The 20,809-nt window shown below is 65.9% G+C and carries 21 protein-coding genes and 1 pseudogene; 14 read left to right on the top strand and 8 right to left on the bottom strand.

The genetic code is table 11. The annotated features are described in order from the left end of the window. The first annotated feature begins 99 nt into the window (after positions 1 to 99). The 3 genes and pseudogenes from ABZ942_RS40675 to ABZ942_RS40665 all read left to right on the top strand — a co-directional run. The gene (locus ABZ942_RS40675; RefSeq protein WP_357391601.1) at positions 100 to 2,016 is read left to right on the top strand and encodes a hypothetical protein; all 1,917 of its coding nucleotides are present in this window, start codon (positions 100 to 102) and stop codon (positions 2,014 to 2,016) included. A gap of 59 nt (positions 2,017 to 2,075) precedes the next feature. Continuing rightward, positions 2,076 to 3,155 carry a glycosyltransferase gene (locus ABZ942_RS40670; RefSeq protein ID WP_357391600.1) on the top strand — a complete coding sequence of 360 codons (1,080 nt, stop codon included), beginning with the start codon at positions 2,076 to 2,078 and terminating at the stop codon, positions 3,153 to 3,155. Beyond that, positions 3,155 to 3,724 (top strand): annotated as a pseudogene (locus ABZ942_RS40665) (DUF707 domain-containing protein); the annotation flags it as partial. The gene ABZ942_RS40670 and the pseudogene ABZ942_RS40665, both read left to right, overlap by 1 nt. A 996-nt stretch (positions 3,725 to 4,720) precedes the next feature. Here the strand turns inward: ABZ942_RS40665 and ABZ942_RS40660 are convergent. Then, a complete protein-coding gene (locus ABZ942_RS40660; protein WP_357391599.1) occupies positions 4,721 to 5,692 on the bottom strand; it encodes a magnesium transporter CorA family protein in 972 nt (323 codons plus the stop codon). Between the two features lie 52 nt (positions 5,693 to 5,744). Beyond that, entirely contained in the window at positions 5,745 to 6,704 is a 960-nt protein-coding gene (locus ABZ942_RS40655; RefSeq protein ID WP_357391598.1) for a winged helix-turn-helix domain-containing protein, read from the bottom strand. 272 nt (positions 6,705 to 6,976) lie between these two features. Here ABZ942_RS40655 and ABZ942_RS40650 point away from each other — a divergent pair, with 272 nt between their 5' ends. The 6 genes from ABZ942_RS40650 (at position 6,977) to ABZ942_RS40625 (ending at position 11,259) form a co-directional block, all read left to right on the top strand. Then, positions 6,977 to 7,387, top strand: a complete 411-nt coding sequence (locus tag ABZ942_RS40650; protein ID WP_357391597.1) for a peptidase inhibitor family I36 protein — start codon at positions 6,977 to 6,979, stop codon at positions 7,385 to 7,387. A gap of 71 nt (positions 7,388 to 7,458) precedes the next feature. Next, on the top strand, positions 7,459 to 8,391 hold the full coding sequence (locus ABZ942_RS40645) for a hypothetical protein (protein WP_357391596.1): 933 nt from the start codon (positions 7,459 to 7,461) through the stop codon (positions 8,389 to 8,391). Positions 8,392 to 8,554: 163 nt separating this feature from the next. Beyond that, positions 8,555 to 9,247 (top strand): hypothetical protein, encoded by a 693-nt coding sequence (locus tag ABZ942_RS40640; RefSeq protein ID WP_357391595.1) that lies wholly within the window; start codon positions 8,555 to 8,557, stop codon positions 9,245 to 9,247. A gap of 81 nt (positions 9,248 to 9,328) precedes the next feature. Next, positions 9,329 to 9,724, top strand: coding sequence for a hypothetical protein (locus ABZ942_RS40635; RefSeq protein WP_357391594.1), 396 nt, complete (start codon positions 9,329 to 9,331; stop codon positions 9,722 to 9,724). A gap of 80 nt (positions 9,725 to 9,804) precedes the next feature. Continuing rightward, the gene (locus ABZ942_RS40630; protein ID WP_357391593.1) at positions 9,805 to 10,104 is read left to right on the top strand and encodes an ANTAR domain-containing protein; all 300 of its coding nucleotides are present in this window, start codon (positions 9,805 to 9,807) and stop codon (positions 10,102 to 10,104) included. A 141-nt stretch (positions 10,105 to 10,245) separates the two neighbouring features. Next, complete coding sequence (locus tag ABZ942_RS40625) at positions 10,246 to 11,259, top strand: YdcF family protein (protein WP_357391592.1); 1,014 nt, start codon at positions 10,246 to 10,248, stop codon at positions 11,257 to 11,259. Position 11,260: 1 nt separating this feature from the next. On the opposite strand, the gene ABZ942_RS40620 is transcribed toward ABZ942_RS40625, so the two are convergent. After that, the gene (locus tag ABZ942_RS40620) at positions 11,261 to 11,944 is read right to left on the bottom strand and encodes a PAS and ANTAR domain-containing protein (protein WP_357391591.1); all 684 of its coding nucleotides are present in this window, start codon (positions 11,942 to 11,944) and stop codon (positions 11,261 to 11,263) included. An 85-nt stretch (positions 11,945 to 12,029) separates the two neighbouring features. Between ABZ942_RS40620 and ABZ942_RS40615 the strand changes: the two genes are divergently transcribed. From ABZ942_RS40615 to ABZ942_RS40605, 3 genes are all read left to right on the top strand, one after another. After that, a complete protein-coding gene (locus ABZ942_RS40615) occupies positions 12,030 to 12,833 on the top strand; it encodes a M15 family metallopeptidase (protein ID WP_357391590.1) in 804 nt (267 codons plus the stop codon). 174 nt (positions 12,834 to 13,007) lie between these two features. Beyond that, positions 13,008 to 13,544 carry a hypothetical protein gene (locus ABZ942_RS40610; RefSeq protein WP_357391589.1) on the top strand — a complete coding sequence of 179 codons (537 nt, stop codon included), beginning with the start codon at positions 13,008 to 13,010 and terminating at the stop codon, positions 13,542 to 13,544. Positions 13,545 to 13,734: 190 nt separating this feature from the next. After that, positions 13,735 to 14,166 (top strand): hypothetical protein, encoded by a 432-nt coding sequence (locus ABZ942_RS40605; RefSeq protein ID WP_357391588.1) that lies wholly within the window; start codon positions 13,735 to 13,737, stop codon positions 14,164 to 14,166. Between the two features lie 106 nt (positions 14,167 to 14,272). Here the strand turns inward: ABZ942_RS40605 and ABZ942_RS40600 are convergent, their stop codons facing one another. Beyond that, on the bottom strand, positions 14,273 to 15,079 hold the full coding sequence (locus ABZ942_RS40600; RefSeq protein ID WP_357391587.1) for an SAM-dependent methyltransferase: 807 nt from the start codon (positions 15,077 to 15,079) through the stop codon (positions 14,273 to 14,275). Positions 15,080 to 15,268: 189 nt separating this feature from the next. On the opposite strand from ABZ942_RS40600, the gene ABZ942_RS40595 reads away from it, so the two are divergent. Continuing rightward, positions 15,269 to 17,401, top strand: a complete 2,133-nt coding sequence (locus tag ABZ942_RS40595; protein WP_357391586.1) for an EAL domain-containing protein — start codon at positions 15,269 to 15,271, stop codon at positions 17,399 to 17,401. A gap of 123 nt (positions 17,402 to 17,524) precedes the next feature. On the opposite strand, the gene ABZ942_RS40590 is transcribed toward ABZ942_RS40595, so the two are convergent. From ABZ942_RS40590 to ABZ942_RS40575, 4 genes are all read right to left on the bottom strand, one after another. After that, entirely contained in the window at positions 17,525 to 18,562 is a 1,038-nt protein-coding gene (locus tag ABZ942_RS40590) for an oxygenase MpaB family protein (protein WP_357391585.1), read from the bottom strand. 29 nt (positions 18,563 to 18,591) lie between these two features. Next, on the bottom strand, positions 18,592 to 19,233 hold the full coding sequence (locus tag ABZ942_RS40585; protein WP_357391584.1) for a TetR/AcrR family transcriptional regulator: 642 nt from the start codon (positions 19,231 to 19,233) through the stop codon (positions 18,592 to 18,594). Positions 19,234 to 19,321: 88 nt separating this feature from the next. Continuing rightward, positions 19,322 to 19,471, bottom strand: a complete 150-nt coding sequence (locus tag ABZ942_RS40580) for a hypothetical protein (protein ID WP_357391583.1) — start codon at positions 19,469 to 19,471, stop codon at positions 19,322 to 19,324. Continuing rightward, positions 19,468 to 19,968, bottom strand: coding sequence for a DUF4383 domain-containing protein (locus tag ABZ942_RS40575; RefSeq protein ID WP_357391582.1), 501 nt, complete (start codon positions 19,966 to 19,968; stop codon positions 19,468 to 19,470). Before ABZ942_RS40575 ends, ABZ942_RS40580 begins: the two co-directional genes overlap by 4 nt. A gap of 104 nt (positions 19,969 to 20,072) precedes the next feature. Here ABZ942_RS40575 and ABZ942_RS40570 point away from each other — a divergent pair, with 104 nt between their 5' ends. After that, a complete protein-coding gene (locus ABZ942_RS40570) occupies positions 20,073 to 20,726 on the top strand; it encodes a helix-turn-helix domain-containing protein (RefSeq protein WP_357391581.1) in 654 nt (217 codons plus the stop codon). Positions 20,727 to 20,809: the final 83 nt, after the last annotated feature.

Genomic DNA, 20,809 nt, shown 5'->3' with positions numbered 1-20,809 from the left:
GACGGATGTCCACTTGGTGCTTCGGATATTCCGAGGTCGAAAGCCACAACGCACCATGGTTAAGTACCTGGGCAGCGGCGGGTGATGGCTAGGAGTGCGATGGCGTCGGGAGCGACGGGTAATGACAAGACCGATTGGTCGGGCTTGCGTAACAGTGCCGCCGGCGGTCGACTCAAGCTCCTGAACGTGAATAGTGCCGCGCTGGGCGCGATCAGTAGATCCTGTGGCGACATGATCCAGACGATCATGGGTTTGGCCGATGCCGTCGGTACTTTTCAAACGATAGATCCGAACCTGTTCACCGCCAAATACATCTCCGGTAATCAGGAGCGGTCGACGACCTGGTTGAGTATGCAACTGCTGTGCGATGCGTTCGCGGGCAAGGCGAAAAATGAGATCGTGCCGATGCTGCAGAACCACCGAGCCGTCGTCACCGATATGGGTTACACGTTCACCGCCGCGGCCAAGGCCTACGCGCAGAACGAATTGACCAGTGCGCAAGCCTTCACCCCACCCACTACCGGGACCTCGATGACGGTCGCACCGCCTCCGTTCACGGCGCCGATCAATTACGGGAACTGGTCCACCGGACCTTCCTTTCCCACCGGAGCCGGTTCCGGGGTTTCCACCGATCCCGCGGCTAAAGGCCTGATCGGCGGGGCGATCGAGAACAGCGCCAGCCTCATCGAACCCGACTTCGCCAACATCGCCGCCATGGTGGTCACCAGCGCCGCTCCGATCCAGACCCTGTCCAGCGATTGGCAATGGCTGGCCGATCAATGGAGTCGTTGCTACACGAAATTCGTCAGCGCCGTCCAACCCAGCTTCGCCAATTGGCAGGGCGAAGGCGCCGATACCGCATCAGGCTTCCTCACCACTTACATCACCGCCTGCTCGACCCTGCATACCGCCATGCTCGACATGGCCAACGTCATCGCCCACACCCGCCAACTCCACTACTACATCTGGGCCAACATCCCGCACGGCGAAGGCACCTTCTTCTACGGCGGAACCAACAACAAATCCAGCAGCGTCGGATACAACACCAGCACCGGCCAATGGGAATGGAAATTCGGCGGCACCGTCACCGACCTCACCGGTCCCCGCGCTTTCTGGGATGGAACCGGCGGCAAAACCTACAAAGACGACATCAACATCCTCACCGGCATGATCCCCCTCTTCCCCGACGTCAACACCCTCGCAGGCGGCACCGGCAGCGGAACCGGACCCGGCGGCGGAACGGGCGGCGGCACCGGCGGCGGATCAGGGGGCGGAGGAACCGGCGGAGGCGGCAACAACGGTGGAACGGGCACCGGCGGCACCGGCAGCGGAAGCGGCGGATCCAGCGGCGGCGCAAGCAAACCCAGCGGCAGCAGCAGCGGCAGCAGCAAACCCAGCGGCGGCGCAAGCAAATCCAGCGGCGGCAGCTCCAACCCGCTCGGCGGCATGCCGACCGGCAGTCCCCAATCCGCCACTCCCCCAGGCTCGTCGGCCTTCAATCCGGCCGCCCTCGGTGCGAACCCGCTGAGCGCCGCCTCCGGCCCCCTGTCGAAGCTGTCGAACATGCTGCAGCAGTTGGCATCCGGCGTACCGTCCGGCGCGTCCGGCCCCTGGCTACCGTCCGGCCCGTTGGACATGTTCGGCTCGGGCCCTTCCGGCCCGTACGGATTCACCATGCCCGCGAGTTCGGGCGGCGGCGGCTCGTCGCCCGGCGGCGCGCTCGGGCCGAACCCGATGAAGAATCCCGCCGAGGACAAGCTGTTTCCCCGGGCGGGTAAAGGCGGCACCGGGGCGGTGACGACGGAAACCGTTGTCCCCCGGGCCGGTATCGCGGAGGCGGCGGCGATGCCGATGGGCGGCATGCCGATGGGCGGTATGCCCATGGGCGGCATGGGCGGAGCGCAGGCCGGTCAACAGAAGGAACGCAAACGCGCGTCCTATCTCGACGGCAAGGAACACCTCGAGGAGGCCGTCGGCGAGGATCCACTGTCCGTGCGCCCCATCATCGACCGCTGAGAACCGGCCACCGAACGACCCTCTCCCCTATCCCTGCGACTCGAACGCGAGCCTCTCCCATGCGTTTCCACATCGTCAACCTGCCCAACACCCAGACCACCAAGTACTACCAGCCGTGCGCCTACACCCAGAAGAACCGGCGCTTCGCCACCATGATGACGCGACTGGGCCACGAGGTGTTCCTGTACGGCGGCGAGGAGAACGACGCGGAGTGCACCGAATTCGTCACCATCGTGACGAAGGACGAACAGGCCGATTGGTTCGGCGGCAACGATCCGTACGCCGAGCCGCTCAACCTCTCCTGGGACCAGCACGCGCCGCACTGGCTGACCTCCAACGAGCGCGCCATCACCGAGATCGCCAAACGCAAGCAGGACCGGGATTTCATCGGCGTGCTCGGCGGCTGCTGCCAGAAGCCGATCGCGGACACCTTCCCCGAGCTCATGACCGTCGAGTTCGGCATCGGCTACAGCGGAGTATTCGCCAACTACCGCGTCTTCGAGAGCTACGCCTGGATGCACTCCGTCTACGGCTCGCAAAGCACCGTACCCGGTGTGATGAGCGCACGCGGCCGGTTCTACGACGCGGTGATCCCGAATTACTATGAGGTGGAAGACTTTCCGTTCTCCGCCGAGAAGGACGACTACTTCCTCTACGTCGGCAGGCTGGTCGAGGCGAAGGGCATCCAGATCGCCATCGACACCTGCCGGCGGCTGGGGGTAAAGCTCGTCGTCGCCGGTGCCGGGACGGTGCCGCAGCCGGCGGACGCCGAATACGTCGGTGTGGTGGACCATGTCCGGCGCGGTGAGCTGATGAGCCGTGCCCGTGCCGTTTTCGTGCCGTCGCTGTATCTGGAACCTTTCGGCGGTGTGCACGCCGAGGCGATGCTCTGCGGTACCCCGGTCATCACCACCGATTGGGGCGTGTTCACCGAAACGGTGCAGCAGGGCGTGCACGGTTTCCGCTGCCGCGATCTGCGTGAATTCTGCGACGCCGCCGATGCCGTCGACAAACTCGATTACCAGGGCATCCGCGACTACGCGATCGCGAAATTCTCGACCGACGTCATCGGCCCGCAGTACGAGGCCTATTTCGAACGCCTGGAGAGCCTGTGGGGCGAAGGGTGGTACGCCGCGTAATGGCCGGGTCGAGCCGCCGGAACCTGGTGATCCTGCGCGCGGGCGACGCCTCGCTGCACGAGCGCTGGCTGGCCGGACCCGAACCACGCACCTGGGACCTGGTGGTCAGCTATTTCGGTGACGATCCGGACCGGTACCGCACCGACGACGTGACCAGGCTGGACCGGAAAGGCCCGAAATGGCCTGCGCTGCACCGGGTGCTGACCGTGGACCTGGCCGAGGTGATCGACCACTACGACTACGTCTGGCTGCCCGACGACGACCTGGACACCGACACCGCCGGTATCAACGACCTGTTCGCGCACTGCGCACGCTACCGCGTCGCGCTGGCGCAGCCCGCCCTCACCGAGGACAGCTACTTCAGCCACGAGATCACCCTGGTCGACCGCCGATACACCGTGCGGTACACGAATTTCGTCGAGATCATGGCGCCCTGTTTCACCCGCGAGTTCCTGGCTCGCTGCCTGCCGACCTTCGACGCCACCCAGACCGGCTGGGGCCTGGACTACCACTGGCCGCTGCTGGCCAGGGACACCCGCGCGCTCGCCATCATCGACGCGGTCACCGTCCGGCATACCAGGCCGGTGGGCGGCCCGAACCTCACCGCGGCGCACGCGACCGGGGTGAATCCCTTTCAGGAATACCGCGATTATCTGGTGCGACACCAGATCTACGACCTGTCGAAGCGAGTCCATCATGGGGTGCCCGCGACCAACCGACCGCCGACCGATCAACCGACCGCGATCTGCGTCACCCTCGACCGGCAGCGTCCGGACCTGGCGGCCTGGTTCCACTACCACTCGGTGCGGGTGGAGCTGATCATCGTCTACACCGACGATCCGGGTGTCCGGGCGACCGTCGACGAGCTGACCGTCGGGATGCCAGTTGTGTTGTGTGACAACACCGCAGCCGACAACGCCGATGCCGCGGCTCAGGAGACCGCCAATATCGCCGCCGCCGTCACGGCAGCTCGCGCCGTCGGGATGGCGTGGCTGCTCCCGTTGGGTATCGACGAATTGTTCTACACCGACGGACGCCGCGACTGGCAGCTGCGCGGCGCCGGGCAGGTGAGGTTCATCGGCCACGAGGCCGTGCCGGTGCGGGCTCCGGTGACCGATCCGTTCCAGGCGTGCACAGTCTTCCGGATCTGCGGCCGGTCCCCCTTCCTGGACGCCCCGGCCGTGCGCAGCGCGGTCCGGCTCGGCCCGGACGTCACGCCGGTGGACCGGCACACATTCGACGGATTCGCCGGTGCCAGCACAACTCTCGTCGCGCCGATGATCCTGCACTATCCGTATCCCAGTTTCGAGAGCTGGCTGGCGCGCGCCGCGGACATGGCAGCCAACGGCGGCATGCGAGCCAGGCAGTTCGCGCACCACTCCCGCGAGCTGTTGCAGGTGGCCGTCGCGCACGGCCGGCTGGAGGGCGCACGTCACTGCTTCCTGGCCGGAATTCCCTCGGACGGCATGATCGACCGGATGGTGCGAGCGGGCGAGCTGCTCCGCGCCGACCCGATGTCCGGCCGCGACGCACGGTTCGGCCCCGCGGCGACGCCTGCGTTGCGGTCAGAGCCAGTCGCGGCGTTTGAACAGGACGTACAGGGTGGCGGAGATGACGATGATGACGAGGGTGGATGCCCAGAAGCCCCAGACATTCGCGAAGCCGGGGTAGGGGACGTTCTGGCCGTAGAAGCCGGTGATCGCGGTGGGGACGGCGATGATCGCGGCCCAGCTGGTGACCTTCTTCATGATCGAGTTGAGGCGATTGCCCTGCAGCGTCAGCTGGGTTTCGCGGATGGTGGTGACCAGATCACGGAGGGATTCGGTCCATTCGGCGGCACGGAGAATGTGGTCGTAGACGTCCTGGTAGTAGGGCATCATCGTGTCGTCGACGACGTGCAGGTCGGGGCGCATCAGGGCGTTCGCGAGTTCCCGCATCGGTAGCACCACCCGGCGCAGCATGACCAGGCTCTTGCGTAAACGCAGTGAACGCCTTTGCAATTCGCGATAGTCACCGTGGTCGTCGAAGACGAGATCCTCGAGCGCTTCGATCTGCTCGTCCAACGACTGCACCGCGTCGAAGTGGCTGTCGACGACGTAGTCCAGCAAGCCGTGAACCAGGAACCCCACCCCGCTCTCGGCCAGCTCGGACGCGGCGTCCCACCGCCGCACCACCTCGTCGATATCGAAGTCCTCACTTTTGCGCACCGTGACCAGCGCCCGCTCGGTAATGAACGCGGCGAGCTCCGACTTCTCCAGTACGCCGCTGGCAGCGTCGAGCCGCACGGTGTACGCGGTCAGGAAACTATGGGTGTCATAACGATCGAGCTTGGGCCGTTGGTGCTCATTGACCGCGTCCTCCACCGCGAGCCGATGCAGACTCAACTCTTCACTGATCTTCGCCAGGTCCTCCGCATTCGGGGAGCACATGTCCAGCCAGACCGTCGCGGTCGTATCGGTGAGATAGTCCGAGATCTCCGTCAGCGGAAAGTTCTCCGCTTCGAGCACACCGTTGCGATAGAGCCGAGTACGCGCCATACCAGCAAACGCTAGTCGGCAGTCCCGACCGCATGCGTGCGGCGCAGATCGCTCAACCGCTGGCGACGAGCAGGTCCAACCCCAGCGGGGTGCATTGGTGCCAGACGGCTTTGCCGTCGCGCTGGGAAGTGATCAGGCCCGCTTCGCGGAGTGCCTTGGCTTGCATGGACGCGGCGGCGAGGCTGAGGCCGAGGTTGCGGGCTAGTTCGCTGGTGGTGTGCTGGCGGACTGCCAGTTGGAGGGTTCGCGCGCGAGTGGTGCCGAGCAGAGCGGTTAGTGGGTGGGTCGACTCTGTGCTGTCGATCAGTGGCAGCGGGGTCGCGGCGGGGTAGATCAGCAAGAGCCTGCCGTCGGGATATGGCGCTGGGAGCAGGTGGTCGGTCCACAACAGGGTGGGGCACAGGATGATGCCCTGCCCGGTCAAGGGGATCGTGAGGTCACGCGGGAAGTTGGCCTCGAGGGTGAGTCCCTGCAATCGGATGGACAGGCCCAAACTGGTTAGCGCGGTCTGTAATCCGTGTTGGGCGAGGATTCGGGCACGCCATGCGGTTTCCGCGTAGAAGGCGGACCGCAGCCGGGGCCACTGCTCGGCGAGGAGGGTTGCGTGCGCGGCCTGCAGGGCCCGCTGCAGGTCCTGCCAGGCCTCGCGATCCTGGTCGGCAAGCAGACGGAGCCATGGCGTAGGCGGACGATCGATCCCGGACATCCGCGTCAACTCGGCCCGGACCGTGGCGCGCGAACTCGACATCACCTGATCGAGGCCCTCGCCGATCCCGGGGCTCGGCGGGTCGATGAAACACGGACCCGCGCCGAGTGGCGACACCAGTTGCAGCAGCGGGCGCACCTGTGCAGGCAGCCTGCGCGCCATGTGCCGCCGCCACGGCGCGAAGACCGGATGCGAATCCTTGCGCTGCATCATCGACATCGCGATCGTCAACTCCGCCAGCGGCGCAGGCTGCTCGGCGATGGATACCCGAAGCAGATCGTCGGCCGAGCACAGTATCCGCAGCATTCCTACCCCGTCTCACTATTCAGGCTGAGCTGAAACCATTGCGCGCGCTGCGGCCGAGCAATGAGAATTGTGCCAGCCGGAAGAAGAAAGTTCACACCACCTCGTTCAGACGGAATCGACTGTGCCACAACAGCGCTCGGTCGACATAGGCGTCGATCCCCAGTTGGTCTCCAGTCGAGCCGGCCGACCGGCCGCAATTCTCTGGCAATGGGCGGGACAAACGGTCTTCTTGTTTTCCGCAATCGCATAAGAAGTAAGAGAAGGAGAGATCGATGAAGTTGCAGATCGCTTTAGCGGCGGGAGCAGTTGCACTGTTCTCAGCACTGGCCCCAGTCGCTCAGGCCGACCCGGGTGCGGCCGAGCTGGCCGACTCATCATGCCCAGCGGGGTCTTTCTGTTTCTGGGCGTACAACAACTACCAAGGGCCTCGCGGCAAGGTGGAGGGCAACAACCCGGACTTCAGAAGATTCCCGCAATCGGCCTGCGCTTCCGGAACCTGGAACGACTGCATCAACTCGATCAAGAACCGTGGCACGCAGTGCACGGTCTATATGTACACCGGATTCAACTACTCGGGCATCAGACACAGTTTGGGCATGGGTGACAGCGTGCCCGACATCAGCGGGTGGGTACACGACGGCTTCGCGCGAAACATCAGCTCCAACAAGTGGTGCAACCCGTAGCCGGACTCCGGTCCTCGGCAGCCGGCGGATCGACAGCTACCGCCGGCTGCTCGACCTACCGAGGTGAACTGATGTCATCGATACGTTCGATTTCCTTGCGCCCGTTGCTGTTCGCACTGTCGCTGACAGTTCTGTCAGCGTGCGCAGCCAACGCACCGGCAACTCTTTCGCCGCGCCAGTTGCCACCGCCACCGCCGTTCTCCGGCACGCTCAGTCGGTCGGAGTTGGATCTGGTCACCTTCTCCGGCACCTGGCCCGCCACCCAGCGAATCCTGAATTCCGCTGTCGCACAGCTGAACCGAACCTGCCTCGCCGACCAAGGGTTCGACTATCCGGTCGACCAGGCCCCGCCACCACCCGTCGCCGACGACGACGCCGTCATCGACCTACCCGGCCGCCGGGCCAACGGCTACGGCATCTCGGGCAGCAAACCCGCGCCGCCGGCGACCCAGGCGGACAGCTACGTCGACAACCTGCCGCCGGAACAGCAACGCCGATTCCACACCGCATTGCTCGGGCCGCCCGATACCGGACGCACGATCGACCTACCCGACGGCACGCAGGTCACCGTGCCCGACCAAGGCTGCGAGGCGGCGAGCCGCACTCAACTGGCCGGTGACCTCGCACGATGGGCCCAACTGACCTATATCCCCGAATTCTTTTACAACAGGATGGCCGCACAGCTCGACACCAGACCCGTGTTTCGCGCGGCTCGCACCGAATGGCGGTCGTGCATGGCCGCCAAGGGCTATCAATATCAGACGCCGGAACAGGCCTGGCACGCGCTGCAGTCCGAGACCGACACCGGCGCAAGCGATTTCCGAGAGCGAGAAATCGCGACCGCGGTCGCCGACGGCGAATGCGCGTCCGGAGCACACCTGCCTGCCGCAACGCTGGCCGCGCGGCGCGAACTCGCCACGACCATGCCCGAAGCCGACCGCAAGACGCTGCACGAACTCGCCTATTACCGGGACGCCATCATCGAACGGGCCGCCTCGAACTGACCGAGAGCGGGCAACCGACGGCGGGGCGGCCGACTGCTCGGCCCCCCAAAGGTTGCTGGGTTGGTGGTTCGGCCCCGCGGTGGTGGGTATCACCGGTGACGCGGCGTGACAACCGTAGGCTCGGGCGGGTCGACTGGGTGGTCGGCGATCGAGTGTTGTCGTGATGGGTTGTGACCTACTGGAAGGGCTGTTGGCAATGCTGCGGAAGTTCCTCGACAAGGGTGTCGTCTCGTTGATCGACAGGTCGGCGCGGGTGCAGGCGCCGCTGGTGGGCAAGTACACGGGGTTCGTCCGCGGTCGGCATCCCGGTGAATCGCCGGAGCAGCTCGTCGACCGGCTCGGGCGGCATTACTCGATCGTGGTCACCGCCAGTGGTGTGGTGGTCGGGTTGACCGCGGCGGTTCCCGGGGTGGGCACCCTCGTAGGGTTGGCGGCGGCCGGGGCGGACACGCTGTTCTTCCTGGAGGCGTCCACGGTGTATGCCGTTGGCGCGAAGCAGGTTTCGGGGCGCACGGCGGCAGCGCCGGGCCCGCTACTTGTTTCGGCGGTCGTGCTCGGCCAGGCGGGAATCGAGTCGCTCGGTGCCGCGGGGCGCTCGGCAAAGCAGTGGGATACCAAGTTGGCCAACAGGCTGCCGGTCATCCGGCGCATGAACGACTCCCCGATCAAACGGTTCGTCGTGCAGTTCATCGTCAAACGCGGCGCGCTCGCGTTCGGCAAGGTGATCCCGGCGGGCATCGGCGCGGTGGTCGGCGGCGTCGGCAATTACGCGCTTGCCCGTGGCGTCATCAAGAACCTGCACGAAGCCATCGCCGACGCGGAATCGAGTCAGGCCATGTCCACCGTGGACGTCTGACCGGCGAGCAATCGGGCGGCCAGCGCGGGAACACCCGCACCGGTCGCGACCGCGTCGATGAGCCGAGAGGAGACTGGACGCGTGCCGGATGCCGGGGTTCAGCTGATCGTGGTGGATGCCGCGAATGTCGTCGGGTCACGGCCGAATGGATGGTGGCGTGATCGCGCTGGTGCGGCTCGCAGATTACTCGAGCAGCTGACCCGGTTGGCGGAGCGTCTGGAGCAGCCCGCCGAGGTGGTTGTCGTGCTGGAGGGGAAGGCGAAAGCAGCGGATCCGGAGGTCGAGGGGGTGTGGGTGGTATTGGCGGACGGGTCCGGGGATGATGCGATCGTCGAGGTGGTGACGGCGGCCGTCGAGCGGGACAGCGCGCGATCGATCACCGTCGTGACGGCGGATCGTGGATTGCGGGAGCGCGTCGAAGCGCTCGGCGCGGGCACCGTCGGTCCCGGCTGGCTGCTGGACCGCATCGAGTCTTAGCAGACCGACCAGTCCTGGACCCGGACCGGCAGGTTTGCCAACTGCCCCATAACAATCGATTCGCTGGGTAGTCCCCCGGTATGAGCGATGTTTTCGAGGAACGCGGCCAACCGTCCCTCGGGCGCGCCTCTCCCGATCTCCTAGCGGCTCGGGCCGTGATCGAGCAGGCCAAGGGCGCGCTGATGCTGGTCTACGGCGTCGACGCCGAGCAGGCGTTCGGCATGTTGCGGCGTCGCTCCCAGGCCACCAACGTCAAGCTGCGCGCGCTGGCCGCGCAACTGATCGCCGAACTGCCCTCACTAGACCTCGCTCCGCCGGAACTGCGCGCCAAGGTCGACTATCTGCTGCGCATCGCGCATCCCCGCAAGCCCAACCCTTGAACTCTGACCAGCGCTGATCCCGACGATTCGATTCGGATCCGCGCGAAACCTGTTGGGACGTATCGGACATTCACGCAGCAGGCGGTGCACTAACCCCGGCCCCGATGCGATCGGCCGCAACCCGAGGGCTACGGTGCGCGGGTGATCCTGCTCACCGTCGGCTTGGTTCTGTTAGGCGTCTTCGCATTGCGGTTCCATCTGGACCGGCGACGGCTGAGCAACGGGGTCTATCTGCTGCTAGGCGTGGCGGTGCTCGGTGTGTGGGCGATCGGCTCGGGCGACAACGCCGACCTGACCCTCGCGCTGGTCGGACTGCTGGTGGTGCTGTCGCCACTGGTGGTGCTGGTGCTGGCCGGGCTGTTGATCGCCAACGGTATGCAGATGGTGCGTCGCGAGGGGCTGCGGATCGCGAACCTGCTCTCGATCGGGCCGGGGATCGTGCTGCTGGTGCCCTATGTGCTGCTCGGCGTCGCCATCGCGACCGGCAGCCTGCGCTCGGTGCTGTTGGCGTCGCTGGCGCTGGCGGTGAGCTACTTCGGGTTCGTGTTCACCAGTTTCGTGTTGTATTCGCTGCTCTACGGGTGGTTGCCATATCGGCCGGGCATGGATGCGATCGTCGTGCACGGCTCGGGCCTGGTCGGCGCGCGGGTATCGCCGCTGCTCGCAGGCCGCCTGGACCGGGCGGCCCAGATCTACTGGGCGGAACTGGCGGAAGGCCGCCGTCCGGTGATCATCACCAGTGGCGGTAAGGGCTCCGACGAGGCGGTGTCGGAGGCCGCCGCGATGGCGGATTATCTCCAGGCCCGCGGCATTCCCGAGCAGAGCGTGGCGCGGGAGGAACGGTCGACCACGACGCGGGAGAACCTGCTGTTCATCAAGCGGCTGCTCGGCGAGCGCGGCACAACCACCCGAATGGTGTTGGTCACCAGCAACTTTCACATTCTGCGCACGGCGATTCTGGCGCGCAGGCTGAAGCTGGACGCGGAGGTGACCGGCGCGCGCACCGCCTTCTACTATCTGCCGAGCGCGATTCTGCGGGAGTTCGTCGCGATCGTGGTCGCCTACAAATGGACCAATGCCGTCACGTGCCTGACGCTCGTCTCGTTGCCGCTGCTGCTCGCGCTGGCGACCGGCGGGCTGCCCGCCTACCGGTGAATCAGGAACCGTCGACGCGTTCGTGCACGGTCAGCAGCAGGTGATCGAACCGAGTGCGGAACCCGGCGGACTCCTTGCTGAGCATCCTGAGCTCGTCGACGAACTGAGCGGCGAGGTCGCGCAGCTTGGTGTTGGTCTCCTGGGAGCGCCAGCGCAGCACCCGGAACGCCTGCTCCGCGTTCACCCCGTAGGCGAGGATCAACGCGCCCTTGGCCTGCTCGATCACGGCGCGCGCCTCGATCACCTCCGGCAGGACCTCCTCGAGCACCTCCTGCCGCTGCTCCTCGAGCCGTTCGCTGACGTCGACGTAGTAGCCGGAGGTCCCGATCACCGAGCCGTCGTCCTCGGCGAACAGATCACCGACCACGACCACCTCACGCACCTCGCCCTTGGTGTCGACGATCCGGTGCCTGCCGCAGAACGGCTGTCCGGTCTCCGCCGCCGCGGCGATGCAGCCGGCGACATGCTCCCGGTCATCGGGATGCTTGTGCGACAACAGCAGGTCAGTCGTCGGTTTCACCTCGCCTGGCGCATAGCCGTACATCGCCGCGAGCTCGTCGGACCATTCCCACCGCTGGTCGGCAAACCAGAATCGGAACCAGCCCGGCTCCGCGCACGCGTCGAACCCGATGGTCTCCTCCATCGCGCTCACCGCCTCCGGTGCTACCTCTTCGCCCAGCGTCACCGCCCCAGTATCCGCCGAAACAGTCCCGCTTCGGAACCCGACCCGATAATTTGCACAAGTCCATGCCTGATTCGCGAGGAGAGCGATGAATTCGGTGCTGTCGTTGCGGCGTGTCGGCTCGTCGATGCTGGCCTGTGTGGTGGTTGTCACGGTCGCGGCATGTGGGGATTCGCGCCCTGATGCGCCCGCGCCGAGTACGCCGGTGGCCGATGCGACGGCGTTCGTTTCCGTGACCGATCTCGATCCGACGATTCTGGTCGACGCTCGTTACTTCGGCGACCACAACTTCCTCGGGACTCGGGTGGCCGGGTATGAGGCTCCGCGCTGCCTACTGACCAAGCAGGCGGCGAGCGCGCTTGCGCAGGTGCAGCAGGAGTTGCGGCCGATGAACCTGACGCTCAAAACCTATGACTGTTATCGACCGCAGCGGGCCGTCGACCAATTCGTCGCTTGGGCAAAGGATCTCGGTGACGTGAAGATGAAGAAAGAGTTCTACCCGACCGTCGACAAGGCGAACCTGTTCCGCGACGGCTACATTGCCGAGAAGTCCGGGCACAGTCGCGGCAGCACGCTGGATCTCGCGATCGTCGCGCTGCCCGCGACCGATCCGGAGCCCTATCGCGACGGCGATCCGCTGCGCGAATGCTTCCTCCCCGTCGACCAGCGGTTCCACGACAACATGCTCGATTTCGGCACCGGCTACGACTGCTTCGACCCCGCGGCGCACACCGCGAACCCGGCCGTCGGCGGCACCCAGCGCGCCGTCCGCACGCTGCTGACCGAGCTGATGACCGAACACGGGTTCACCAACCTGGCGGAAGAGTGGTGGCACTTCACCCTGAAGGACGAACCGTTCCCGACGACCTTCTTCGACTTCCCCATCCGCTGAGCTGCGGTAAAACCGCCCCGCTGCGTCTATACGCAGGCCGGGCCAGGCTTCTACACTGAGTAACTGCGGCATGGTCGACCGTCGGAGCGCCACGGCAATTCAGCGATCGGCATATCTCGAAGTCCCGATTCGCCCAGGGCCGACGAGTTCGGCCCACATCCTGGAGGAGGCCGGATGCCCGATCCATCGCACCGGAAGATCTGCCTGCTCGGCCACGGCTGCGCCTGCCCCACCGTCACCCTGTTCCTCGCGCCCGAACCGCTGATCCCCGGCGGCAGCATCCTGCACCTACTCGAACAGGCGCCGGTCGCCGCCGCCGCGCCGACCTCCGACGCCGACCTGGTCGCACTCGTGCAAACCGACTCGGCCTCCGCCGCGCCAGGCCCGCTGCTACACACCGAATTCCGCGCGTTCCTATCCGGCCTACCCGACCCCGGCCGCACTCGCACCATCCTGCACGACCGCCACATCACCGACACCGCACCGGTCGGCCTCGACCTCGACGACCCCGCCGAAATGACCCGCCTCGCCCTGCTCCCCGAGCGCCCCATCGGCTTCCGCCGCACCGAGGACTTCCAAGAGGCGGCGATGCGCCAAGCCATGCTCGCCATCTACCGCCATTTCGCGATAGACCAACGAATCCGCCTGACCTACCACGGCTTTGCCGACCCGGCCACCGGCTGGTTCGCCCTCCGCACCGCAATCGCCTGAATAGTCGGCGAACGGCAACCTCAGCCGTCCTGGTCCCTTGACCAGGTGGGCCGATCCGGTCATTCTTATATGCGGTAGCACTGTTGCGCAGTGGGTCCGGGGACTCATCTGCTGAGGGGGGTCACTCTGCTATGGAGGGGTTCTTTCTTTGTGCTGTCACCCTTTGGTGTCTTCGCACGCAAGGAGATTCATGAAAAGCACGAAACGCGTCCGCCGCAGTGTCCGGTGTTTGGGTGTCTTGGCGACTGTCGCGGCAGCCGCGCTGGTCGGGACGCCGGCCGCGTCGGCGGAAGTCGTTGGCATCGAGACCTGGGATGAGATGGGCACCGGGAAAGTCGCCGAGGTGCACGCCGGTACCGGCTACTATTTCAAAGCCGTTATGGGGGGAACACTCCAAACATATGGCTGGGTGTATTTCTACGACAACGGCCAGGCTATCCCGAACCCATGGTACCCGGGCAGCAACAATTCCGACATCGTCAGGCAGAACGGGAGATACGAAGCTGTGTCCTTCCACTGGACACCGAAAACCACCGGCAATCACACCATCAGAGCAATACAGTGTGCCAACGGATGCAGTTATGTCGTCAACGAGCTGTCCGTGGTGGTCGTCGTGACCTAGCAGAGCGACACAGTTCGTCCGGCCGGACCTGATCAGCGGGTTGTCTCGGCGGGATGCATTCCCACCGAGACGATCTCGACCAGCGACCGGTCGGCAGCGGTCGCGCTCAGTCCTTGCGGGCGACCCCGCCGTAAGCGCCGGAGCGTTCGGGGTTGTCGCCGACGTCGGACGGGTTGTCGGGGCGCCACAGCGGCAGGTGGACGAGGCCGGGGTCGAGCAGGGTCCAGCCAGCGAAGAATTCGGCGATCTCGGGCTTGGCGCGCAGCACGATCTCGGTGGAGGTGCGGCCGGAAAGCTTTTGCGCCTCCAGCACTTCGGCGGGTTGCCCGTCCGCGGTGGCATGGGTGATGGCGAGGTAGCTGCCGGGGGCGATCGCGTCGCGCAGGCGGGCGACGCAACCGGCGGGGTCGGCGTCGTCGGCCACGAAATGCAGGACGCCGAGCAGCAATACGGCTACCGGCTGGTCGAAGTCGAGCAGCTGGGCCACCTGCGGGTCGGCCAGGATGGTGTCGGGCTGGCCGATGTCGGCCTGCACCACGACGGCGGCCGGATTTCCGTCGAGAATGGCCTGGCTGTGCGCGACCGCGACCGGGTCGATGTCGACGTAAACCACCCGCGCCGCAGGGTTTACCGCCTGGGCCACCTCGTGCACATTGCCGACAGTCGGGATGCCGGAGCCGATATCGAGGAACTGCGTGATGCCGGCATCGACCAGGAACCGCACGCATCGACGCAGCAGATCGCGGTTGGCGCGCATGGTCTCGCCGACGCCCGGCGTGAACTCCTCGATCTGGCGCGCCAACATTCGATCGATCTCGAAGTTGTGCATCCCGCCGACGAAATAGTCGTAGACGCGGGAGGCGCTCGGGCGATCCAGATCGATACCCTCGGGAGCCCAACTCGGTCTGGTCATCTAACGCCAACCCTTCTCGGTATAGAGCGCTTGCGAGCGCGGATGCGCGAGGCCGCACAGAGCGCTTGCGAGCGCGAATGCGCGAGGCCGCACAACGCACGCCAGCGACGAAAGCATCGTCATCGTAGCGGGGTTCGCGGGCGCGTGCAGTTGGGCGGAAGACCACAAAACGGACTACCATCAGAGCTTATGGCGTGGGATGCCGGGAGCGGTTCAGATCCTGGCGGGCCGCACGCGGAACTGGCCGGGCAGTGGGCGGCCGCACTCGGTGGCGGGCCGCGCAATCACGTCGTGCCCATGAGCTCGGCCGAAACCCGCGATCTGCTGACCATCCTGGCCAAGGAATTCGTCGCCGCCGCCGCCGGCGGCCGGTGCCCCGCCGAGCGAGTCGGCGAACTCGGTGGCGAGCTGGCCCGTTCGCATTTCGTCGGCGACGAGGTACTCGGGCGCAGTCTCGCCGTGCTCAACACCTACCTGCTCGGCCCCGGCGCGGTGCCCGCCGAGCGAGCCACCGAGTTGCTGGGCGCCTTTGCCACCGGTTATCTGCGCGCCTTCCGCGCATGGTTGCTCGCCGAGCAGGAGAGCGTGCGGGCCGCCGATATCGCCGCCCGCCGGGTGGTCGAGCAGCAGCTGCGGGCCAGCGAGGCACGGCTGCGTGCGGTGTTCTCCCAGGCCGGGATCGGCACCGGGCTTTCGGATATGACCGGGCGAATCATCGAGGTCAACAACGCCTTCGCCGCGATGCTCGGCTATCGGCCCGAGGAGATGTGCTCGCTGTCGGTCACCGACCTGACCCATCCCGACGACGGCCCCGACATGTGGCAGAAGTACGCCGGGGTGCTCGCGGGCAAATACGACAACGTGCAACTGGAGAAGGCCTACCGGCACCGCGGCGGCGGCACGGTATGGACCCACATCAACGTCTCGCTCATCCGCGACGAGCAAGGCAGGCCGCAGTACACCTTGGTGCTGGTGGAGGACGTCTCCGAGCGCCGCGCGCTGCGCGAACGGTTGCAGTACCGCGCGCACCACGACCAGCTGACCGGGCTGCCGAACCGCTCCCGCTTCTTCGACGCGCTCAGCGCCGCCTTCGCCGACTGCGCCAGGGTCGGGATCTGCTACATCGATCTCGATCACTTCAAGACCGTCAACGACACCTTCGGTCACGCGGTCGGTGACGAACTGCTCGCGCAGGTCGCCGCGCGGCTGAATGCCTGTGTCTCGCGGACCGATCAGCTGGTCGCGCGGATGGGCGGCGACGAATTCGTCGTGCTCATCCCGCATTCCACCGGCGTCGAGGAAATGGCCGATGTGGCACGGACCGTGCTGCACGCACTGGCCCAACCCTTTTACGTGCATGAGCACCAGCTGACCGTCACCGCGAGCATCGGTGTGATGGAGGAACGCGCGGACCGCCTGTCCACGGGCGAGTTCCTGCAGGCGGCCGACACCAGCATGTACTGGGCCAAGGCCGCGGGCCGCGGCCGGTACGCGATCTTCGACGCCGACCGCGGCCGCCGCGAGCACACCAGCGCCGAACTGTCGGCGGCCATGCCCTCGGCGCTACGGCACGGCGAGTTCTTCCTCGATTACCAGCCGATCGTCTCGCTCACCAACGGACAGACGGTGGCCGTGGAAGCGTTGGTGCGTTGGCGTCATCCGGATCTCGGCGTGCTCAGCCCGGCCCGGTTCGTCGATATCGCCGAGGACAACGGCCACATCGGCGCGCTCGGCGCGGTGGTGCTGGAGACCGCCTGCCGCGCCGCCCGCGAGTGGCACGACCGCTATCCGCACACCCCGACCGTCAGCGTGAACGTCTCCGCCGCCGAGGTGGCCGATCCGGCCTGGCTCAGCCACGTGCAACAGGTCATCGCGGAGACCGGCATGGACGCGAGCCTGCTGCAGCTGGAACTCACCGAGCGGGCGTTCATGCAGACCACCGGACGACCGCTGCGCGCCCTGCACACCCTCGCCGACGCCGGCGTTCGCATCGCCATCGACGACTTCGGCACCGGCTACTCCAATCTTGCCTACCTCGGCCAACTTCCGCTGCACGTGGTCAAGCTCGCAGGCCCCTTCATCCAGCGCATCCGCACCCCCGACACCGCGAGCCCCACCGACCTGCTGCTGCTAGAGACAATCATCGACCTCACCCACGCCCTAGGCTTCACCGTCACCGCCGAATGCGTCGAAACCCGCCACCAGGCCGACCAACTCCGCGACCTCGGCTGCGACACCGCCCAGGGCTGGCACTTCCACTATCCCATGCCCGCCGATCAGGTGACATCACTGCTCGGCGTCTCCGACCTCCGCCTGAGCTGACCATTCCACAAATCTGCACTCTGTCTCGGGATCTGCACTCGGAATAGGGCCCTAGTCGGAGTGCAGATCCCGAGACAGAGTGCAGATCTTCGGTAGTACTGATCGGGGGAGTCGGTGGGGCTGTTAGGCGAAGGGGAGTAGTGGGGCGCTGCCGTCGGCGGCGGCGTGCTCGGGCAGTGTCTTTTCGGCACGGGCGGCACGGATTTGGGCGTACTGGTCGGTGGGACGGACCGTACCGTGGTGGGCGCGGGCTGCCTCGGGAGTCCAGACCACGGGGTTCTTCGGGGCAACGGCACACAGGATCGGGTCCGTGATCGGCGCGGTGAGTGGGCTGGCGGTGTGGATCAGGAAGCGTTGCGCCGCAACGCTTTGCGCGACCAGCCGGAAGGTGGCGCGCAGCAGGACGGTGACGAGCGCGTCGGTCACCGGCGACTGGTGTACGCCGCCCATCTTGCGCATCCAGCGCGGCAGCGTGGCGATGGTCCCCTTCCGGAACAGTGTCTGAGTGAGCTTTGCGACGGGCCACCACAGCGCGGAGTCGGGCAGCAGCGTGGACGCACTGTCGAGCAACTGCTCGACGTGCTGCTGCGTCGCCTCCGTGGCTGTGAGGATCGGACGCATGCGTGCGTAGTACGCCCGCATCTCCGCACGCGAGCAGGGCACGTCGGCGATGTCGATGGTCTGGAACTGCGCGGCACGGGCACACTCGACCCAATACTGGCGCTCCTCTTCGGGACTCAGTTTGCCCGGCCCGAACTTCTCGTAGGTGTAAAGCACGGAGTGCCACGCCGTCAGGTGGATCCAGAGCTGCGCTTCAGGATCGTTCGCGTCGTAACGCAATCCACTGATCGGCTCGGTGCCGGTGATCTTCGAATGGATCTTCACCAGAATGTCGGAAGCCTTCAGCACCGAGACACTGTCACCGAAGGTGACGGTGGCCATGTACTGCAGCGTCCGGTCGTAGCGCAGCGCGGGGCGCTTGCTGACCGCACCGGTGTCGTTCACCGACGCGAGCAGGAACGGTTCGTACATCTCGGTGACGACGGTCCGCTGAAACCCGATCGATAGGGCCGTCGGATACAGAAATACCTTCCAGGACACCGAGTCCGGGCCGAAAAAGCCGTAGTCCTCATGCGGAACCACCGTGTCGTGGTTGCTCATGGCATGCCTTCCTCTCACTGCTCGGCGAGCTACGCGCTCGACCCGAAAACCATGGGTGCCAACGTGCGCCGCGCATAGGCGCGCACGGACTCGTCGGTGCGCAGATCGATCCCCTGCGCGGTCGGCATCAACACGCAGGCCGCGAACAGCATGGCGATGCTCTGCGCGGTCTCGTCCGCGTCCAAATGTGTTGCGTGCCCATCGGTTTGCGCCGATCGAAGCTGGTCGGCGATGACGGCGCTGCCCAGCCGCAGCAGGGCGGCATCGTCGGCCATACCCATGGCGATGAGCTGGTCCGGCTCGAGCGCCGCGGTGCGCGCGATGACCGGATGTTCGCGGGCCATCCGCATGCAGGCGACAAAACTTTCCACCAACCGGCCCGCCGGATCCGCCACCCCGTCGACCGCATGGAGCACGGTCTCGGCCATCCGCCCGCCCTCACGCATGGTGAGCGCCTCGAGCAGACCGTCCAGATCACCGAAGCGGCGATACACGGTGGTCCGATTGATCCCGGCCCGCCGCGCGACCGCGTCGATCTTCAGTCGCGATACCCCGACAGCGGCCGCCTCCACGAGCGCGGCATCGAGAATCCGCGCCACGGTCCGGTCGGTGTCCTCGTTCGCGCCGCCGAAGATCCCAGCGGCGAGGAGAGCGGCGATGCTCTGCTTCATGAGACCTACGGTAACGCCCCAAGTCAGTCGATGCAACAGTTTATGACACTATTGTTGCAATCGCTGCATCTGGCCGAGCAGTGCCAGGTCAACGAAAGAACGAGCACGACGAGCGTGGACGACTCCCCCGATACCGAGACTCCGCGATCTCACGGCCGTGAAAGTCCTGCGCATCACCGTCGCGCAGCAGCAGATTCGCCAGGACGAACACCGCGATCAGCAGGATGACGGCAGTCACGACGCCACCCCACCCGCACCGGAAATAACTGACGGCCGAATCGAATCGGGCTCACGCTTGCCCACTACGCCGGATGCCGCGATACCGACGAGAATCACACCTTCGACAACGTGAACCCAGTTACCGAAGGTGTCCACCGCCATCATCCCGCACACACTGGTCCCACTTGCCAGACCGAGCACGCCTACCGCCAGATAGATCAGCGCGGTCACTGCGGCGTAGCGCACCGCAACCGCCTTCGTACGGACACAGAGCAATCCCGCCACCCCGGTGACGAAGTGGAACAAGGCATGCCAGCCGTTCACGGTGACCGGGATGAACCCGAGCACGTGGACGGTGTGCGAATGCATTGGATGCATCGAGAAGTCCGGATTCATCGCCAGCGCGACCGGGCCATTGCTGGTGAACCAGACCGCCATCAGCAGGGCAAGAACCTGGGTCGCCGTGCCGCGCACGTCGCGAAAATAGCCGGTCACAAATGTTCGTACGAGTGTCATGCGAGCTCCTTGCCGCTACATTGAGACAACTGAGACATTGATCGCCTGTTTGTCTCGACGGTACTGTTGACCGGCCGGCAACGACAAGGAGTGCAGTGACGCGAGTGACCAGGGACACACTGCTGAACAAGTTGGCAGCTCCCGATCCCGAGGTGCTCAAACTGCTCGACGAGGCCGACGAGGTGACCGAGCGAATCCTCGCCGCCGCCTTCGAGCAGATGGCGGTGGTCGGCTGGCGCCGCTCGACCGTCGAAGACGTCGCCAAACGGGCCGGACTCGGCCGCGCGACGGTGTATCGGAAGTTCCCCAGCAAATCCGCACTCACCGAGGCCGTCCTGGTCTCCGAGCTACGCAAATACCTCGCGGGCAGCACGACCGCAACGAGCACGCAGACCACGGTGGCCGATCGGATGGCCGAAAGTGCCGCCTACACAGTCGATTTCCTGCGCGTGCACCCGCTGCTGCGACGGCTGCTGGAGACCGAACCGGAATCCATCCTGCCCGCCCTCACCATCGATGCGGGCCCCCTCATCGACACCTTCCGCGAATTCTGCGTCGCCCTCTGGCAGCACGAGTTCTACGCCGACACCACCATTTCCGACGAGGATCTGCAGCACCTGCGCACCGTGGCCGAGCTGCACATCCGAATCACCCTGTCGCTCATCCTCACCCAGCAAACCGCCATCGAACTCGACACCGCCGAGCAGGCCCGCGACTTCACCCGGCGCTACCTCGCGCCGATGCTCGACAAAGAATGAACTTCCGGCGTGTGACGCGTACCCGGCGCGCGATTACCGCACATGGAACCCGGGTATCCCGCACACTGATCGCGGCGTCTCCC

The sequence above is a fragment of the Nocardia sp. NPDC046473 genome (assembly GCF_040645995.1).
GTDB lineage: Bacteria > Actinomycetota > Actinomycetes > Mycobacteriales > Mycobacteriaceae > Nocardia.
Note: the sequence above shows the minus strand (reverse complement) of the source record. Positions and strands in the feature narration are given on the sequence as shown.

What these genes read in the sequence shown, in the direction of transcription:
- ABZ942_RS40670 (WP_357391600.1), top strand. Translation starts at nt 2,076, where the DNA reads ATGCGTTTCCACATCGTCAACCTGCCCAACACCCAGACCACCAAGTAC.
- ABZ942_RS40650 (WP_357391597.1), top strand. Translation starts at nt 6,977, where the DNA reads ATGAAGTTGCAGATCGCTTTAGCGGCGGGAGCAGTTGCACTGTTCTCA.
- ABZ942_RS40655 (WP_357391598.1), bottom strand. Translation starts at nt 6,704, where the DNA reads ATGCTGCGGATACTGTGCTCGGCCGACGATCTGCTTCGGGTATCCATC.
- ABZ942_RS40585 (WP_357391584.1), bottom strand. Translation starts at nt 19,233, where the DNA reads ATGAAGCAGAGCATCGCCGCTCTCCTCGCCGCTGGGATCTTCGGCGGC.
- ABZ942_RS40640 (WP_357391595.1), top strand. Translation starts at nt 8,555, where the DNA reads ATGGGTTGTGACCTACTGGAAGGGCTGTTGGCAATGCTGCGGAAGTTC.
- ABZ942_RS40605 (WP_357391588.1), top strand. Translation starts at nt 13,735, where the DNA reads ATGAAAAGCACGAAACGCGTCCGCCGCAGTGTCCGGTGTTTGGGTGTC.
- ABZ942_RS40600 (WP_357391587.1), bottom strand. Translation starts at nt 15,079, where the DNA reads ATGACCAGACCGAGTTGGGCTCCCGAGGGTATCGATCTGGATCGCCCG.
- ABZ942_RS40590 (WP_357391585.1), bottom strand. Translation starts at nt 18,562, where the DNA reads ATGAGCAACCACGACACGGTGGTTCCGCATGAGGACTACGGCTTTTTC.
- ABZ942_RS40610 (WP_357391589.1), top strand. Translation starts at nt 13,008, where the DNA reads ATGCCCGATCCATCGCACCGGAAGATCTGCCTGCTCGGCCACGGCTGC.
- ABZ942_RS40675 (WP_357391601.1), top strand. Translation starts at nt 100, where the DNA reads ATGGCGTCGGGAGCGACGGGTAATGACAAGACCGATTGGTCGGGCTTG.
- ABZ942_RS40615 (WP_357391590.1), top strand. Translation starts at nt 12,030, where the DNA reads ATGAATTCGGTGCTGTCGTTGCGGCGTGTCGGCTCGTCGATGCTGGCC.
- ABZ942_RS40645 (WP_357391596.1), top strand. Translation starts at nt 7,459, where the DNA reads ATGTCATCGATACGTTCGATTTCCTTGCGCCCGTTGCTGTTCGCACTG.
- ABZ942_RS40575 (WP_357391582.1), bottom strand. Translation starts at nt 19,968, where the DNA reads ATGACACTCGTACGAACATTTGTGACCGGCTATTTTCGCGACGTGCGC.
- ABZ942_RS40660 (WP_357391599.1), bottom strand. Translation starts at nt 5,692, where the DNA reads ATGGCGCGTACTCGGCTCTATCGCAACGGTGTGCTCGAAGCGGAGAAC.
- ABZ942_RS40630 (WP_357391593.1), top strand. Translation starts at nt 9,805, where the DNA reads ATGAGCGATGTTTTCGAGGAACGCGGCCAACCGTCCCTCGGGCGCGCC.
- ABZ942_RS40595 (WP_357391586.1), top strand. Translation starts at nt 15,269, where the DNA reads ATGGCGTGGGATGCCGGGAGCGGTTCAGATCCTGGCGGGCCGCACGCG.